This window comes from Microbulbifer maximicatervae (SeqCode) (genome assembly GCF_052467695.1).
Map to the genome: position 1 here is coordinate 1,072,869 of NZ_CP174320.1, position 16,590 is coordinate 1,089,458.

Consider the following 16,590-nt stretch of genomic DNA (forward strand, 5'->3'; position numbering starts at 1 on the left):
ATCTACGCATTATTAGCGCAGTTGTTACTGTCTTAGGGGTCATCAAGCCAAAAGCGACCTTAGTTGATAGCTATTCGCCCAAGGGGTTAGCGAGTAGTTACTTCATGCGGGATTGACACCTAACGCCAACTAACGGCAATGCTTTCAGGATCAATCCTCCAACCTCCAAAGGACTACCTAAGCCAGTTAAATAAATAAAAGGCCATGTAATTGCGATTCAAGTAGCAATCGACACCAGACAATGTAAATAAAGCCTTATAGAACTCAGAGTATCAGCCCTGAATCAGCCATTCACACAGAAAGTTACTAATTAATTACGCCAGATAACAAGCAGACACAGCCAAATTGTACTTCCCGCTTCTAAATTCGATCGCTAGAATCGCCGCCCCCCTTCCAAATGCATATTAGTCACAGAGGCCGCTTAAAAGTAAAACTGAGGGTGGCCAACATTAGAGGTAACCAAAACGATGCAACCAACGGATAGTGATATCGTTTTTCAAAGCTATGGACGCTGTTGCAATAAAGAACAGTTTTTTGTGGATTTTTATGATCGCTTTATGGGAAGTTCTACAGATATTCGCCAGCTCTTTGCCAATACAGATATGAAAGCCCAGCGCCATCTTTTGCGAAACGGCATTATGCAGCTGGTACTTTACTCACGCGGCATGCCAGACACCAAGCTGCGCGCTCTGGGTAAAAGCCACGACCGCAATGGCTATAATATCCGCCCAGAATGGTATCGCCTCTGGCTCGACGCCCTACTCGCCACCATTAGGCAGCACGACGAGGAATACTCGCCAGAAGTTGATGCTGCCTGGAATCGAGCAATCCTTCCGGGTATTGAAATCATACGCCAAGCCTACTGAGTCGTACGCCCCAAAAAGTACAACTTAAATTTGCTAAGCCCCAAGCCAGCCATTTATTATCAGACTTTCTGGCAGCTTTTCTCTGCTTATATCAATGCAGGGTTTACCAATGCTGGTTTGGTGCTCCAAATCTAATTTAAAGGGAGCGCAAAGAAAATCACCTAATGCCAGTTTAGAACTATAAAAAATTAAAGCCATGGAACGATAACTCTCTCCTACAGGAAAAAGGGACAAGGAAACTATTATGAAAACGGTACGAAAGTACAGCATTCCATTAGCGCTCGCTATAGCGCTCTCAGCTTGCAGTGACGCTCCCCAAAATAATAAAAACCCCGAGGCCAAGAAAGAGCTGTTTGCCTCCGAGAATTTAGAAAATAAGTTTGAGTCCCTAAAAATAGGTTATGAGAAATTTACTCTGCCCAATGGCCTACGTGTAATCGTCCACGAGGATCGCAAGGCTCCTATTGTTTCCGTGGGCGTTTGGTACCACGTTGGCTCAAAAGATGAAAAACCTGGAAGAACAGGGTTTGCACATTTATTTGAGCACCTGATGTTCAATGGTTCAGAAAACTATAATGATGAGTTTTTTAAACCGTTTGAACTAGCTGGTGCAACTGGTATGAATGGTACCACCTGGCTGGATCGCACAAATTACTTCGAGACAGTACCCACCAACGCCTTAGACATGGCTCTATGGATGGAGTCTGACCGAATGGGTCATCTATTGGGCGCAATTACTCAGGAAAAACTCGATGAGCAACGTGGCGTTGTGCAGAATGAGAAGCGCCAGGGCCAGAACCAGCCCTATGGGAAAGTATGGGAGCGGATGCAGAAAGCAATTTATCCAGCTGGGCATCCCTACTCCTGGACCACCATCGGCTCAATGGAAGACCTGAATGCAGCTTCTCTTGAAGATGTTCACGAGTGGTTTAAACAGTATTACGGCGCAGCTAATACCGTACTAGTACTTGCCGGTGATATTGATGTAGAAACAGCAAAAGAAAAAGCAGCCCATTTTTTTGGCGACATTCCCTCCGGCCCTCCTCTTATCAAGAAAAAAGCGTGGATTGCCAAGCGAGATCAGTCCAGCCGTGAGCAGATGTTTGATCAAGTTGCTCAATCGCGTCTTTATAAAGTCTGGAATACCCCTAATCTAGCTCACGACGATGCTGGAGCTATTGCTCTAGCAGCAGCAGTTTTGGGGGATGGAAAAAACTCCCGGCTCTACCAGCGCCTCGTATACAAAGATCAAATCGCTACCAAAGTTAATATTGGGCTGCATGAATTTGAATTGTCTTCCATCTTCCCTATTGTTGCCGATGTAAAGCCCGGGGTTGAACTCGCAACAGTAGAGGCCGCCATTGAGGAAGAACTACAACGTTTTCTCAAGGAAGGGCCAAGCAAAGAGGAACTAGCAAGGGTTAATATGAGCCACTATGCATCCCAAGCACGCAACCTCGAGCAGGTAGGTGGCTGGGGCGGTAAGGGCGTAATTTTGGCTCGGGGTGAACTCTACCTCGACAATCCCAACGCTTACCTGGAAGCGTTAACCAAAATGCAAAACACCAGCCCTCAAAAGGTAAAAGAAGCCGCAGTAAAATGGCTTTCCAGTGGTGATTATAATCTGGAAGTACACCCTTTCCCCAAATACACTACTTCCGAGACTGGTGCAGATAGGTCTAAATTACCCGATACCGGTGAATTCCCCAGCATCCCATTTCCAGAATTACAGACCACGAAACTCTCTAACGGTCTAAAAGTGATACTTGCCCAACGCGACTCTGCGCCAGTAGTCGATATTCGCCTTATGTTTGATGCCGGTTACGCTGCAGACCAGGGTGCTAAATTGGGAACCTCTAGCTATGCCATGTCCATGCTAAAGGAAGGGACTACAAAATTAAGCGCCTTAGAGATTGATGCCAAAGCAGAAATGTTAGGGGCCAGAATCTCGGCTGGTTCGAACATTGATACTTCTTCTGTACGGCTCAACGCATTAAAAAACAATCTCGATAGCTCCATATCCTTGTTTGCCGATATCGTAATGCATCCAGCCTATTCCGATGAAGAGATTGAGCGGAAACGTGCTCGGTGGATAGCAGGAATCCAGCAGGAAAAAACCCAGCCGGTAAACATGGCTTTGCGGAATCTGCCACCTCTTTTATATGGTGAAGGACATGCTTATGCAGTTCCTCTCACCGGTTCGGGAACAGAAAGCTCTATCAGCTCCCTGAACCGTGAAGATCTGGTAAATTACCACAAAACCTGGATGCGCCCCGATAATGCCACTCTGGTTGCAGTCGGAGACATCAGCATGGGTGATCTGACAAAAAAATTAGAGCAGCACTTTGCGGATTGGAAAGCACCCGAAGAGCCGTTACCTACAAAGAATCTACAACAGGTTGCGCACCCAGAAAAAACCAGAATTTATCTAATTGATAAACCGGGAGCTGAACAGAGCATAATTATTGGCGGTCTCCTGGCTCCGTCGGAAACGATGCCACAGCGAGAAGCCTTACATATGATGAATGATATATTTGGAGGCACTTTTACCGCGCGAATTAATATGAATTTGCGGGAGGATAAGCACTGGGCTTATGGAGCCTATTCATTTATGACTGGGGCCAAAGGACAGCAACCGCTCTTAGTCTATGCACCAGTTCAAACGGACAAGACCAGTGAATCTTTAAAAGAGCTTTATAAAGAACTCCAAGCCTATGTCGGCGATTCTCCAGCAAAAGAAGACGAGCTGCAGAAAATTAAAGACAAGCGAATCAATGAATTGCCCGGCCGTTTTGAAACAGTTCGAGCTGTATCAGGAGCTATTTCTGGAATGGTTACCTACGATCGACCTTTGAATTATATGGAAGGTTATGCAAATGAAGTTCGCAATGTCGATCTACCTTCGATCCATTCACTTGCTCGAGACACTTTAAAGGTTGATCAATTTACCTGGATTATCGTTGGAGACAAAACCAAGATAAAAGATAAAATTGGTAAACTTGGTATGGGATCAGTTACCGAGCTCAAAGTAGATAAGGATTTACCTGGCGCAACTTCGACCGAAGAGGGATAAAAGCTAGCGATAGCGGCCAGCCTGTACTCTCATGTATGACTGGCCGCCTTATATCGTTCCAAACGGATGAATACCAATGAAAAATAGAAACACACCTTAATGCTACTCATCTAGTCAATAATAATTGACATACTGCATTCAAACTAGAATTCTTTGCTCCGATTCACAATTTCCATTATTAGGTATCAAGATGATTCTCGGAGCTTCAACTTTAAAACCCCAATAACTCCCCCAAAAATAGAAACAGCCTAAAAATCTAGCAAACAAAAAACAATAGCTACGACCACACTTAAAAAAAATTAAAAATATCCTTAAAAAGATAAAAATAAAACAAAATATAAATTCAATAAGAAAACAAAAACAACAGCAATTAAAAAATAATTATTCATACGACAAGAAAAGCCTGATAAATTCCCCTCTTCGACGCTCAAGTAAATATCAACAACTAAAAAACTTGAAATTAGAACGTCGACAAAAGCAACAATAAACATAGAAATCTTCAGGAGCATCCAATGAATAAATCCTTGTCTGTATTTGCAGCCAGCATTTTAGCGCTCGCCGTAACCGGCAACGCCACTGCTGAGGACAAGCGTTATATCGTGACTTTCAAGCAGGGAAAAGGCGAATCCGTTAAGTCTTTTATGAAGAAGAGAGGCGGAAGACAGGCTCTTGAAATACGCCGCCAGAATGCGATGGCAGCACATATGTCTGCAACCACCCTAAAAGAAATGCGCTCGAACCCGGATGTTGCTTTTATTGAAGAAGACGTTAAGCGGTATCCGATGTCCCAGGAAACCCCCTACGGGATCACCATGGTGCAGGCAGATCAACTAGGTGATACTCAGGCCGGCAACCGCACAGTCTGTATTATTGATTCCGGCTACGACCTGGTTCACGAAGATTTGTCCGGAAACGCCGTCACTGGTACCAGTGACCCAAGCGGCGCAGGTAACTGGTATGAAGATCAAAGCGGTCACGGCACCCATGTAGCCGGCACTATCGCTGCGATGAATAATGGTACTGGTGTCGTTGGCGTGATGCCCAGCAGTAATATTAACCTGCATATTGTAAAAGTGTTTGATGGCGACGGCTGGGCCTACTCCTCCTCCCTAATGGCAGCCGCAGAGGTTTGTGCCGACAATGGTGCCAACATCATCAATATGAGTCTGGGCGGTGAAAGTGCCAACTTCCTCGAAAGACGAACCTTTAACAATCTAAATCGTCAGGGAATCCTGTCCATCGCGGCAGCCGGAAACGACGGCAACACCGCACACTCCTATCCAGCCTCATACTCTTCCGTTGTATCCGTCGGTGCTATCGATAGCGATAAAGCTATCTGGTCCTCCTCTCAGCAGACTGACCAGGTAGAACTTTCCGCCCCCGGAGTACAGGTTCTATCTTCTGTTCCCACTGATACTGGCAGAATCTCTAGCTTAACCGTCGGCAGTGTTGACATCGAATCAGCCCCAATATCAGGCACCCCAGCTGGTGCAATCACCGGTTCAATGGAAGACTGTGGTACGGCTGAATCCGCTTGCACCAGTGCAGCGGGTAAGATTTGCCTAATTGCGAGAGGCAATATCAGCTTTGCGGAGAAAGTTTTAAATTGTGAGTCCGGTGGTGGTATCGGAGCGATTATTTACAACAATGAAGAGGGATTACTCTCCAGCGCAACCCTGAGCGATACTGTAACCACTATTCCCTCGGTTGGTATTTCTGACACTGACGGTGCAACTCTGCTCACGCAGCTGAGTGCCAGCGTAGATTTGGAAAATGAGGCTACAAGCTACGAATATTTCAATGGCACTTCCATGGCTACCCCACACGTTGCCGGTGTTGCCGCATTGGTATGGAGCCACTTCCCCAACTGTAGCAATACAGAGATCCGCAACGCCCTTACGGCCACAGCGGAAGATCTCGGTGATGCGGGAAGAGATAATGCTTACGGCTACGGCCTCGTCCAGGCAAAAGCAGCCTATGACTACCTGGATACCTACGGCTGCTCCGGCTCCTGATTCCATTCGGATTAACTAGGGCTTAAATAAGAAAGGGGAGCAAAGCTCCCCTTTCCTTTGCCAGAACCGAGAAAAACCTGTTGAGAGTTTTTATAGATAGCCACAGGGTTAAGAAACTATTTGGGACTCAAGATATATCCACCCCCGTACTGAAATCGCTCTCAGAGAGTAATCCCTCAGCGTGCAGCTGCTTTAAAACCCCCGAACACCGTTCTCTCAAAGTGTCGCGCACTAATCGTACCGTCGGTGTTATTGACTGCCTCCCCGGAGATACCAACCATAGCTCCGTTGCCTTGGGTTTATAGTCTCGCATAGTGGCCACTACCTGACCGGAAAGTAAATCCGCAGACATATCCAGACATGACTTAATGGCAAGTCCATAGCCAGAGGTACACCAACGTCGCACCAGGTCACCGTCATTTGACGACCTGTTCCCAGACATACGTATCTTGTATATCTCTTCGCCCCGAAAAAATTCCCAATTATTGTGCACAATCTCGTGAAGCTGATAAAAAAGGCCATTATGTGCGGAGAGATCCTCCGGTGTTTTCGGGGAACCCTTTTCCTGTAAGTAGGCCGGGGTTGCACACAATAAACGGGGCACGTCACAAATCTTAAAACCATACAGGTTGGCATCCGCTGGGGGGCCGTAGCGCAACGCGATATCCACAGGATCCCGGTAAAAGTCCACTTGGCTATCACTGATATTCACTCTTAGACTCAGCCCCGGGTGTTCCTGCAACAATTGATCTAACCAAGGAGTTACGAGGTTCCTTCCCAGGTCCGAGGATGCACCTATGCGAAGCTCGCCATCTATCTGACCACTGTCTTCCTTGAGATTTTGCCGGGCGAGGTCCAAAGTCAGGAGGGCCTCCTCACATTTGGGAATAAACCTTTCCCCAGCACTGGATAGCCGCAATTGCCGCGTAGTGCGAATAAACAAGTCCGCTCCTAGCGCGCTCTCCACACGCTTGATCGCTGCGCTGGCAGTTGCAGTGCGTAAGTCGAGACTGGCGGCGGCCGCAGTGATACTGCGAAACTCGGCCACTTTAAGAATGACCCTCAAGTCTTCAAGCTGCATATTTTCAATATATTTTTGATAAAGATTCAAAGATTATAGTGTTTCTAGCAATGCAATCTAGATCTAGAATGACTTCATCAGCTCGACATCCCAGTCCTTACCCAGGAGGCAGCTAAGCTGTTCACTAGGTCTCCTCTGAAAGGATCAAGGAAAAGAGTACAAACCTTAATCCAACACATATTGAAACAAAGAGGTGTTCACATGAGCAGGCTCACTATCGTTGCCAACATTAAAGCCAAGGCCGACAAAATTGACCTGGTGAAATCTGAATTGTTAAAACTCATTAATACAACACGAGCAGAAGCTGGTTGCATTAATTACAACCTTCATCAAGACAATGACAATCCTGCACACTTCCTGTTTTATGAAAATTGGGAAACTCGCGATCTGTGGCAAACCCACATGAACAATAAGCACCTGGAAGACTATATGAAGGCAACCGAGGGCGCCGTTGAAGAGTTTGTATTGAATGAAATGACCGAGATTGATAACTAATCAAACTCGGTGTGTTATCCAGGTTCCCGCCTGGATAACACCGAGCTAATAAATACACTTCTTCAAAAGGCTTTCCCGGTAAATTAAGCGTAAAATCTCTTCGGCGGAGCAACTCTTCGTCTAGAGCTATTCCCTAATAGCAACCCAGCCAAATCAAACACTAATCAAAAAGTCCGGATTGCCGATTAAGGTTGATAATCACCTGTGAATTCATCTGCCGGTTTATCTGGGTCGGCCATCCTTTGCACTCAATCAGACCCTATGCTTAAATTATTCCATTAACAGTCACTAATAAACATAATTAACCTGAAGGATTTATGGAACTGGAATTTTTAACGGCAACCTTGTTTAACCTGGGCATTAACCTGATTTATACGCTGCTAGCGTTATTTATTGGTATCACCGCACTGATTACCATTGATAAGAAACTGCTTCGCTCTGTAGATATCGAAGGCGAGCTAAAAAATGGCAATATCGCCGTATCTATATTTGCATCAACCATATTGATATTTGTTGCCATCATTATTTCGTTTGGCCTCAAGGGATAGCACTATGCGCAAGTGGCTGGCTATCACACTGATACTTTCCCTCGCACTGATCACCCCTGAACTTGTACGGCGAGCGAATACACAGGAGCCGCCAACTAAAAGCACACCGGAAATCCCCCTTTCCGATAATTTACGGAGCTTTGGTAGCAGCGGCAGTCAGTTAGCCAGTATTGTGGACTCACAACAAGGTGTAGTGCGAGTGGTGGGTACCCGCTACCCTCTGGAAGAAAAAACCATCCAGAAAGTAGTCGACAAACGCTCACTGGAAGAGAGCGCTCATGTCTCAGTGTGGAACTGGCAGGGAATTGAGGCGGCGACAGCGTCCGCCCGGGGACTGGACCAGCAACACCACTTTGCCAACAGCTACCTGGTGGGGTTCAAGCCCTTTAAGACTCAACAGCTTTGGGTGCCTCTTTATACACTGGCTATGAATAAAGAGTACCAATACGATCACCTGCAATACGCCGGTTTGTCAGACATTTGGCAAACATCCCGGCAGGCCTATTACCAAAAGCGTGGTGACTGTGAAGACCACGCTATTTTACTGGCAGATTGGCTGATCGAATTGGGAGTTGATGCGCGGGTGGCACTCGGAACCCATAAAGGTCAGGGTCACGCCTGGGTAGTGGCCATCTTGAACGATCAAGAGTACCTGCTGGAGGCAACCAGCAAACGCCGCCAGACCAGCTGGCAAGCCATGCCCCTGGCAGCGCTGGCGGAGGGTTACGATGCGGAATTTCAGTTTAACCGCCACTTTTTCTGGGCGAAGAAAAACCCAACCCCCACTCGACAATACCGAGGAAATCACTGGGTAAAGAAGTCCCAGTTTATTCGCGGTTAATGCCCAAAGGGGGTGAGCGTTTACAGCCCACCCCTTTTATCCGTTTCAGATCAGATCGGAGATCCTGGCGGCAACGCTTTAACCGCACCAGGTTTTACTTCCAGCTTGCCCTGCTTAAAGGCATCGATGCGCTGTGCCTCATAGTAATAGTGCGCACTATAGCCCTCAGGATCATCGCCAAACAGCCGCATAGAACCAATTTCCTGAAGAAGTTTTGCCAGCTCCAAATGCGCTTTGGCCCGCACTGATTCGTCTGCCTTTGCATTACTGGCCAGTAACATCAACTGCTCGATATAGGCGTGATTAACCCGCTGGTGCACACTCGCCTGCAGACCGGTATAACCCTCACCCTGCAGAGCCAGCGCGCTCAAGCGCTGCAATAGGCTAGCAAACCCCGGTACCTCACTGCTGCGGGCACTCTGTTGATTCATTCGCGCCGCGCGCTGCGGGTCCATCAGGATTGATAGCGTATGCCCAGCAGCCGCTTCCGCCAGAGCCACCCCATCAAAAGCTACCCCCGTATATGAGGGGAAGCTCTCGATAGTACGTTCGTAGCCATAGGACTTGGGCGGAATCAGCTGCAAGACCTGCTCCGGCAAGGTGAGAAACTGCGGCGAAAGTGTATCCAACAGTGCATCAATTGCCCGCTGTTGTCGCTCTGCGGGCACCAGGGTATAGCTATTTTGATCGGTACCGTTGTAGACATAGTCATAGTCCAAGCCACCAATCAATTTGCCCACAGCCTCCGCCTGGTAGCGATGACCGTAGTACACAGGCACCAGGGTCTCTTCCAGGTCAGAGCGGGGCGCGGATAACGGCGCTGCCGCCGCAGAGAAGTTATCCAGGGCATGACGCCTCAAGTCGACCATCCGCTGGAATTCCATCAATGGGTCGGTGCCGTTGTCCCAAAGGTGTGAGACTGCGTGAGCATTATTGATGGTGCGGGAGTCCGGGTCTGAAATAAAGCGCAGCTCTTGTTCCCCGGCCTCAGCGATAACACTGTCGAGATAACTTTTTTCATCATCGCTCTCGCCATAGCCGTAGCGAACCGCCAACTTATCCCAACTGCCGATGCCAGTGGCGTAGGCATCTGTCAGGTCCAACTTACCTCCCAGCAGAGAGACCAGCGGAGCCGGGTAATCCATTACTGAAGCGCGCTCTTCGCTACTGGCAGCAAAGTTGTGCGCCAGCCCCAGGGTGTGGCCTACTTCGTGAGCGGATAGCTGACGGATACGGGCCAGGGCCATATTCTTTAGCTGCTCAGTACTGACGGTGTGGCCGCGGTAGGGCTGTACAAGCCCTTGAGCAATCAGAAAGTCCTGGCGAACACGCAGGGACCCCAAGGTAACATTGCCTTTTAGAATTTCGCCGGTGCGGGGATCGTAAACCGAATAACCGTAGGACCAACCGCGAGTGGAGCGGTGTACCCAATTAATCACGTTATAGCGAACATCCAAAGGATCGACGCCCTCCGGCAGAATCTCTACGCGAAACGCATTTTTAAATCCTGCTGCAGCGAATGCCTGGTCCCACCAGCTCGCCCCTTCGATCAGGGCGCTGCGCACCGGCTCAGGAACTCCGGAATCTACGTAGTAAACAATCGGCTCCACAACCTCATCGCTACCCGACTTCTTCTCCAGTCGATGACGGTAGATATAACGCTGGTCCAGAGGCTCTTCAATCGCCGTAGCGTAATCTCGATAAGCGAACGGGAAGTAGCCACTGCGGCTGTGAAAACGGCGGGGCTCATAGTCGTTATCCGGCAATTCAATCAGGGAGATATGCTGGCGCAGGGACACCAATGTAGGGGTCGGAACCACTTCGCGCAGATAGTTTCCCGGAGCTGATCCAGCAAAAGTTAACTGGGCCTCAAACTCACTGTTCTTGGGAAAGTTTTTTGTGCGGGGCAGATAAACTGCTGACTTGCTCTTATCCACACTGTAACTGCCCTGCTCTGCGCCCTTGAGACGTGTAGCAATGCCGTGCTGATCGCTCAACAGGAAGGGCGTAAAGTCCACCAGTACCGCCTTATCGCTCTGGGCAAGCACCTTGAAGCCCCAGAGTACGGACGAAGCGAAAGCTTCCTCAACCGCGCGGCGCTCAGCCGCATTTGCTGATTGGGCACGGTATTTCAGGTTCACCTGATGCAGTAAAACCTTGTTACCCGACTGCTGGAACTTCACCAAGCGGCTCTCACCCACTTGGTTGCGATCCAGGCCCACTGGGTTTGAGCCCAGTCCCTGGGCCAGCCCGGTGAGCAAGAGCAACTCGCGCTCAAACTCATCGATCTCCAGCAACACCCGGCCGTTAGCCTCGTCCCAGTAAAAGTCGTGGAAGCCGCTGTGCCTATGCATGCCTGCGGTGTACTCCGCGATGCTCCCGGCCTGTGCCATTGTGCTGACTATCAAGAAGCACAGTGCGGCAATGTGCCTGCTTATGAACATTGAATACCCTCAATTTATTAAGTGTTATGGGCTAAAAATACAGAATACCCACTGGAACATCCACGCCTGGCCATCACTCCCCGGGCCTGCGTCAGGAAAAAATGAAAAATATTTCTAGCTGCCTGCATCTGTCCGGCTACTCAGACGCGTCACATTGAAAAGACACACAATAGGAAACCGGCATATGTGGAAGCCAATCGCACTTTCAACCTTGATAGGCCTCGGTATCAGTACCCAGGCAATGGCCCACGATTCTTTTCATGTCGATACCAGCACCTGCACAGTGTCTACGAATTACGCTATTGAAGTAGGCCCGGACTTCTTTACCGTCGATGGGGAAGACGGAAAACTGGTGACATTTCAGCTGCCCAACCAGCTATCAGTGGATGGTGAGTTGCTGTCCCTCAATTCTCAGCAGGAGCAACTGCTTCAGGAATACCGCCAACAGCTACACATCGCCGGTCGCGACACACTGGTACTCACCCTTGAGGCGGTCGATATTGCAATGGATGGCCTATCCATTGCCATCAGCACCCTCGCCGGGCCGGACCACCCGGATATCCTCGAACTCCAACAGTTTTCCGCCGACCTGATCCAGCGCACTGAGGACCGCCTCAATCGAGAGGGCGAAATCTACCAGCTGGGAAACGAGGAAATGGGTAACTATATAGAGAAAACCATCTCTGAAGAGTTTGAACCCCGTATCGAACGCCTCGCTATGGAGTCCGCGGGGACTATTGCCTGGCATGCCTTCAAAGCTGCCTTTACCGGCGGGGAAAGCATTGAAGAACAGGCCACTGAAGAGGCGGAGCGCTTACTGGAACAGCGCGGTAAAAGTATTGAGCAGTCTGCAAACCGCTTGTGTACACAATTGGAATCCATCGATCGACTGGAAAGCGACCTACACCAGCAGGTACCAGAACTCAGTCACTACGACATAGTGAAAGCCGGCCTGGTTGTCATCAATTAGGCGCTCTTGATTTTCATCCCCCCAAACTCGGCCGCACTGCGGCCTCTTTTTTAAATTTTTCACAGTATTGTCACAGCCCCTGACGCTGCAAAAACTCCATTGCGTCGGTGACACTTTGTTCAGCATTTTCGACATGGGACATATGCCCCATCTTCTGATACACGATTAACTCTCCATTAGGCAACTTGTCAGAGAAATACTTTCCTACGGACAAGGGAATAATTTGATCTTCTGCCCCCCAGATAAATAAAACTGGAATTTTAATAGTCTCCAAGTCCGGCAACGGCTGGAAATTGATTGTGGCATTAGCAACCAAATTGATCGCTGTACCGCGGTTCTTCTCATAGCGGGAAAGCAAATAGATTCGTTCCAGCATTTCCCCCGGCAGAGCCTGCGGATTGTAGAAAAATTTGGAAGCCAGCATTTTTCTCAATAATCCACGACTACCAATGTGCGCAACCATTTTTCGCCCCCAATGGCTGGTGGCAAATCGAGCAATACCAGCAGGCATTTCCAGTCCCTTGCCACATTTATAACCACCGGGAGAGACAAGAATAGCGGCCTTGGGTATATTCGGATGTCCTGTTAAATAGCGTAAAACCCCATTTCCACCAAATGAATGGCCAGCGATCACATAGTCCCTAAGTTTCAGGGTTGCGACAAATTCTGCAATAAAATCGGCAAAATGCTTAGGTGTATAAGTGCCTCCTGGTAACGGGTCGGTCAATCCATGCCCAGGTAAGTCCACCAAAATAACATGATATTTTTCTACCAATTTTGTCGCCCAGGCATTCCAGGCGCTCAGTGAATCACCACCACCGTGAAGGCAAAGTATATTAACGCCATCAATTGGCCCCATCTCGCGATAATTAACGGATAAACCACCGGCTAGCGTAAGTTGATTAAAAGAGAATTTCAGTAGCTCATTGCGACTTAAACTGGGACTACAAAACGCCATCCACAGAAGCCAGAGTAGAATTAGAAAAAGAATTAAAACCAGCCAAAAAGTCATCGTTCTACCCGAGCCCCTCACCTTTATGCGCTGAAAAAGTGGCTGAGTTGGCGGAAATAGTAATACCGCAAGCAAAAGCTTGAAAATAATGGCCCAGATCCGCGCCCATTCAACAAGGATAGACGGCTCTCGCCACTGAAACTGGCTGCTACCGCCAAAGGTGGAAACAAGAGGGCCTCCAAATAATTCACCAACTACCCCAGCCTGACCTAAAAGACGTAAACATTAAGTGCTATTTACTTTAGAAGGCCCCCTAGTACTTCAAGTCACACAAAGGGTTATCTGGACATCTGAGCCTCCGTCGCCCGGCAAATAGCATCCAGGGTAAGGGCAATATCATTATCGGTAGTCGCCCAGGAACAGACGCTAATACGCAGGGCCGCTTTTCCTCTCCAGGTAGTCGTTCCAAACCAGCAAACGCCCTCCTCCTGTATGGTCCTGACTATCTCTTGAATGTCTTCCGCAGTGCCAATAGTTGCCACCACCTGGTTTAACACTACATCGTTAAGGATCTCATAGCCCATTTCTGCCAAGCCTTCGCACAGATGCTGGGCATGGATACAGCAGCGATCAATCATCGCCGCTACTCCCTTCGGGCCCATCTCCTGAATCGCCGCCCACACTTCCACCCCTCTGGCCCGACGTGAGAATTCTGGCACCATATCCTTGGGGGGCACCAGCGATCCCACTTGCAAGTATGGCGCCTGGGTTGTCATCACATTGTGTACAGCCCCCGGCTTTCGACAAATTGCCAAACCGCAGTCATAAGGCGTATTTAGCCATTTATGAGCATCTACAGCCCAGGAATCTGCTTGTTCTACTCCAGTAGTCAACACTGATTTCACTGGAGATGCCGCTGCCCACAAACCAAAGGCACCGTCGACATGTACCCAGGCACCTTTGGATTTAGCTTCGAGAATTATGTCTGCAAACGGATCAAAACTGCCGGAGTTTACGTTGCCCGCCTGAAGGCAAATAATGGTGGTTTCATCAACCTCGGGAAAAGTATCTGCTCGCACCCTCCCCTGTTCATCACAGAGCGCTTTAATCACCTGATCCATACCAAATCCAAGAATAGAGAGCGCCTTGTGAACTGTGACATGGGACTGTTCAGAAACAACAATACGCAGTGGCGGCGCACCGGCTAGCCCGCTTTTTGCCAGGTCGATATTTAATTTTTGATAAAGCGTATTTCGCGCAGCAGCCAAGCACACCATATTGGCCATAGATGACCCTGTGGTGAAACCCACACTACTTTCCATCGGCAAGGTTAACAATTCCAATATCCAGTTTGCCGCAATACGCTCCAGATAAATTGCAGAAGGCGCCGACGCCTCCAGAACCGCCACTTGGTCCCAAACGGCGTTCATTACCGCCGCGCCCATAGAAGCTGGCGTAGCCCCACCTACCACCAATCCGAAAAATCGCCCACCGGTACTGGCAACTGTTGCCGGAGAACCATAACGATGCAGGCTCTCGACAACAGCCTCTGCCGGTTCCCCAGCCCGGGCCAAGTCGCTGTTAAAAAATTGCATTTGATCAATATCAAAGGCGGACGGACTTACGCGGCGATCGCGAATATCGGAAACATACTCCTCAGCGTACCGCGCTGCCAGGGATAGTACTTCTATGGCATTAGAAAAATTTTTGCTGTCATTATTATCCATCTTCGCCCCCTCAACTCCTTTTCCAGTACCTGATCTAGTATAAAAAATTAATTACTCTATTAGACTTAAACTAATAAAAAATTAATTAAAACGATACGAACAATAAGGACAAAAACACCTATCTTTATGGCAAGAATCGCTTTTAGATAAAGTTGAAATAACAATAAACCTGGCACGTTTGAAGACAAGGATTAACTTGAAAGGACTTTTTATCTAGTGCTATCTTCTGCCCCAACATAACCAGTCGGGGCTCATACAGTGTTTGCTTACTTGGGGTTTATCTCGCTGGTATGGATGGTTGTAGGTGTTACATTGGCAGGAGCAAAATACTCTGGCTATAGCCATTCAAGACAATTCTGTAGCGAACTAGGAGCCGTTGGAAGCCCAACCCAGAAGCTCTCCCCCCTCATTAACAACTACCCACTTGGCATATTATTCTTCTTATTTGGCCTGCATATAATTCAAATTGAACAGGCCCCAGTTGTACTTACCATCATTGGAGTTTTAATTATCATCCACGGTATTGGAACCTGGGTTGCGGGTTATTTTCCTATGGATGCAGATCCCTATACAAAAACCCCTAGTCTTGAATGCCAGATACACTCCTGGGCGGGGATGCTTATGTTGTTGTCTTTACTCATTGCGCCATTGCTAAGTACTTTCAGTAGTTACTTCTCAATAGAATTCAGGCTATTTAGTACAGCCTGCTTGCTCGCTTCTATCTATTTTACTGTTACCTTAAAAAAAGCCTACGAAGAAAAAACCAACCCCGGTCTGCACCAACGTCTCAGCTATGGAGCACAGTTGATATGGTTAACGGGGCTTTCCTTTAATCTGATAACGAGCTGACAAATAATTTATAGCAACTTGGAGTGATCAATCTGATAACGCTTCGAGAACAGTAAAAGCCCCTTCTGGGAGAAAGTAATCGCCCTGGAGTCCGCTCTTCTTACCGCCCACTGCTTTGCCAAGGCATCTTCGAGTATCCATTGACCCAAGCTGCCTGCAAGGTGGCTTTTTCGTTCGCTCCAGTCTAAGCATGACTTGCAAACAGGGCGCTTACGCTGCTTAAAACTAGCTACGGCTGCCCCTCGCTCCTGAAAAAATATTTCACCCTCTCTAGTCAAGGAAACTTGCTGTGATTGCTCGGAGAGCAACTCACTAGCCAAGAGGGCCTCGTACAATAGTACACCAGCCATTCCTGCTAAATGGTCATAGCAGATGCGGGACTTCCTTAAATCTGGATCTGCGGGTCCAGTGGTAACTTTTTGAGGTACCAGGGTGCTACTCAGATTGAGCAGTGCCTCTAGCGCTTCGGCAACTTGATGACTCGCCAGCTGAAAGTACTTGTGCCTACCCTGCTTGCGAACTATCAGCAGCTTGCTATCTACCAGCTTGAAAAGATGGTTACTTGCAGTCTGTGCAGTCACATCAGCCTCACAGGCTAACTCTGTTGCTGTCAGTGCTTTTCCACTCATAAGCGCCATCAATATTTTTGAGCGCGCCCGATCCCCAATCAAACTGGATATTACCGAAATGTCAGGTTCCATGGTTATCCTCGCAACAGTTCGCTGAACA

The 16,590-nt window shown here is 48.3% G+C and carries 14 protein-coding genes; 8 read left to right on the forward strand and 6 right to left on the reverse strand.

Going from position 1 to position 16,590, the window contains the following annotated elements:
• The first annotated feature begins 467 nt into the window (after nt 1-467).
• The gene (locus tag ACJJI8_RS04555; protein ID WP_413663658.1) at nt 468-866 is read left to right on the forward strand and encodes a globin; all 399 of its coding nucleotides are present in this window, start codon (nt 468-470) and stop codon (nt 864-866) included.
• Nucleotides 867-899: 33 nt separating this feature from the next.
• On the opposite strand, the gene ACJJI8_RS04560 is transcribed toward ACJJI8_RS04555, so the two are convergent.
• Nucleotides 900-1,064, reverse strand: coding sequence for a hypothetical protein (locus tag ACJJI8_RS04560; RefSeq protein ID WP_444906979.1), 165 nt, complete (start codon nt 1,062-1,064; stop codon nt 900-902).
• Between the two features lie 46 nt (nt 1,065-1,110).
• Here ACJJI8_RS04560 and ACJJI8_RS04565 point away from each other — a divergent pair, with 46 nt between their 5' ends.
• Together ACJJI8_RS04565 and ACJJI8_RS04570 are read left to right on the forward strand one after the other, a co-directional pair.
• The gene (locus tag ACJJI8_RS04565; protein ID WP_444906978.1) at nt 1,111-3,939 is read left to right on the forward strand and encodes a M16 family metallopeptidase; all 2,829 of its coding nucleotides are present in this window, start codon (nt 1,111-1,113) and stop codon (nt 3,937-3,939) included.
• Nucleotides 3,940-4,451: 512 nt separating this feature from the next.
• Nucleotides 4,452-5,954 carry a S8 family serine peptidase gene (locus tag ACJJI8_RS04570; RefSeq protein WP_444895811.1) on the forward strand — a complete coding sequence of 501 codons (1,503 nt, stop codon included), beginning with the start codon at nt 4,452-4,454 and terminating at the stop codon, nt 5,952-5,954.
• A gap of 127 nt (nt 5,955-6,081) precedes the next feature.
• Here the strand turns inward: ACJJI8_RS04570 and ACJJI8_RS04575 are convergent, their stop codons facing one another.
• Nucleotides 6,082-7,035: a LysR family transcriptional regulator gene (locus tag ACJJI8_RS04575; protein WP_444906977.1), complete on the reverse strand. Its 954-nt coding sequence runs from the start codon at nt 7,033-7,035 to the stop codon at nt 6,082-6,084.
• Nucleotides 7,036-7,236: 201 nt separating this feature from the next.
• Here ACJJI8_RS04575 and ACJJI8_RS04580 point away from each other — a divergent pair, with 201 nt between their 5' ends.
• The 3 genes from ACJJI8_RS04580 (at nt 7,237) to ACJJI8_RS04590 (ending at nt 8,919) form a co-directional block, all read left to right on the forward strand.
• A complete protein-coding gene (locus ACJJI8_RS04580) occupies nt 7,237-7,530 on the forward strand; it encodes a putative quinol monooxygenase (protein WP_282930872.1) in 294 nt (97 codons plus the stop codon).
• A 317-nt stretch (nt 7,531-7,847) separates the two neighbouring features.
• A complete protein-coding gene (locus tag ACJJI8_RS04585; RefSeq protein WP_108734840.1) occupies nt 7,848-8,078 on the forward strand; it encodes a DUF350 domain-containing protein in 231 nt (76 codons plus the stop codon).
• A gap of 4 nt (nt 8,079-8,082) precedes the next feature.
• Nucleotides 8,083-8,919, forward strand: coding sequence for a transglutaminase domain-containing protein (locus ACJJI8_RS04590; RefSeq protein WP_282930871.1), 837 nt, complete (start codon nt 8,083-8,085; stop codon nt 8,917-8,919).
• A 50-nt stretch (nt 8,920-8,969) separates the two neighbouring features.
• Here ACJJI8_RS04590 and ACJJI8_RS04595 read toward each other — a convergent pair whose 3' ends face one another.
• Nucleotides 8,970-11,363 (reverse strand): zinc-dependent metalloprotease, encoded by a 2,394-nt coding sequence (locus ACJJI8_RS04595; protein ID WP_444906976.1) that lies wholly within the window; start codon nt 11,361-11,363, stop codon nt 8,970-8,972.
• Between the two features lie 184 nt (nt 11,364-11,547).
• Here ACJJI8_RS04595 and ACJJI8_RS04600 point away from each other — a divergent pair, with 184 nt between their 5' ends.
• Nucleotides 11,548-12,333 carry a DUF2884 family protein gene (locus ACJJI8_RS04600; protein WP_413663664.1) on the forward strand — a complete coding sequence of 262 codons (786 nt, stop codon included), beginning with the start codon at nt 11,548-11,550 and terminating at the stop codon, nt 12,331-12,333.
• A 70-nt stretch (nt 12,334-12,403) separates the two neighbouring features.
• Here the strand turns inward: ACJJI8_RS04600 and ACJJI8_RS04605 are convergent, their stop codons facing one another.
• Both ACJJI8_RS04605 and ACJJI8_RS04610 read right to left on the reverse strand, forming a co-directional pair.
• A complete protein-coding gene (locus ACJJI8_RS04605; protein WP_444906975.1) occupies nt 12,404-13,345 on the reverse strand; it encodes an alpha/beta fold hydrolase in 942 nt (313 codons plus the stop codon).
• A 278-nt stretch (nt 13,346-13,623) separates the two neighbouring features.
• Nucleotides 13,624-15,012 carry a pyridoxal phosphate-dependent decarboxylase family protein gene (locus ACJJI8_RS04610; protein WP_444926170.1) on the reverse strand — a complete coding sequence of 463 codons (1,389 nt, stop codon included), beginning with the start codon at nt 15,010-15,012 and terminating at the stop codon, nt 13,624-13,626.
• A gap of 258 nt (nt 15,013-15,270) precedes the next feature.
• Here ACJJI8_RS04610 and ACJJI8_RS04615 point away from each other — a divergent pair, with 258 nt between their 5' ends.
• A complete protein-coding gene (locus ACJJI8_RS04615) occupies nt 15,271-15,861 on the forward strand; it encodes a DUF998 domain-containing protein (protein ID WP_444926171.1) in 591 nt (196 codons plus the stop codon).
• Nucleotides 15,862-15,869: 8 nt separating this feature from the next.
• Here ACJJI8_RS04615 and ACJJI8_RS04620 read toward each other — a convergent pair whose 3' ends face one another.
• The gene (locus ACJJI8_RS04620) at nt 15,870-16,562 is read right to left on the reverse strand and encodes an ArsR/SmtB family transcription factor (protein ID WP_444906972.1); all 693 of its coding nucleotides are present in this window, start codon (nt 16,560-16,562) and stop codon (nt 15,870-15,872) included.
• Nucleotides 16,563-16,590 lie beyond the last annotated feature (28 nt).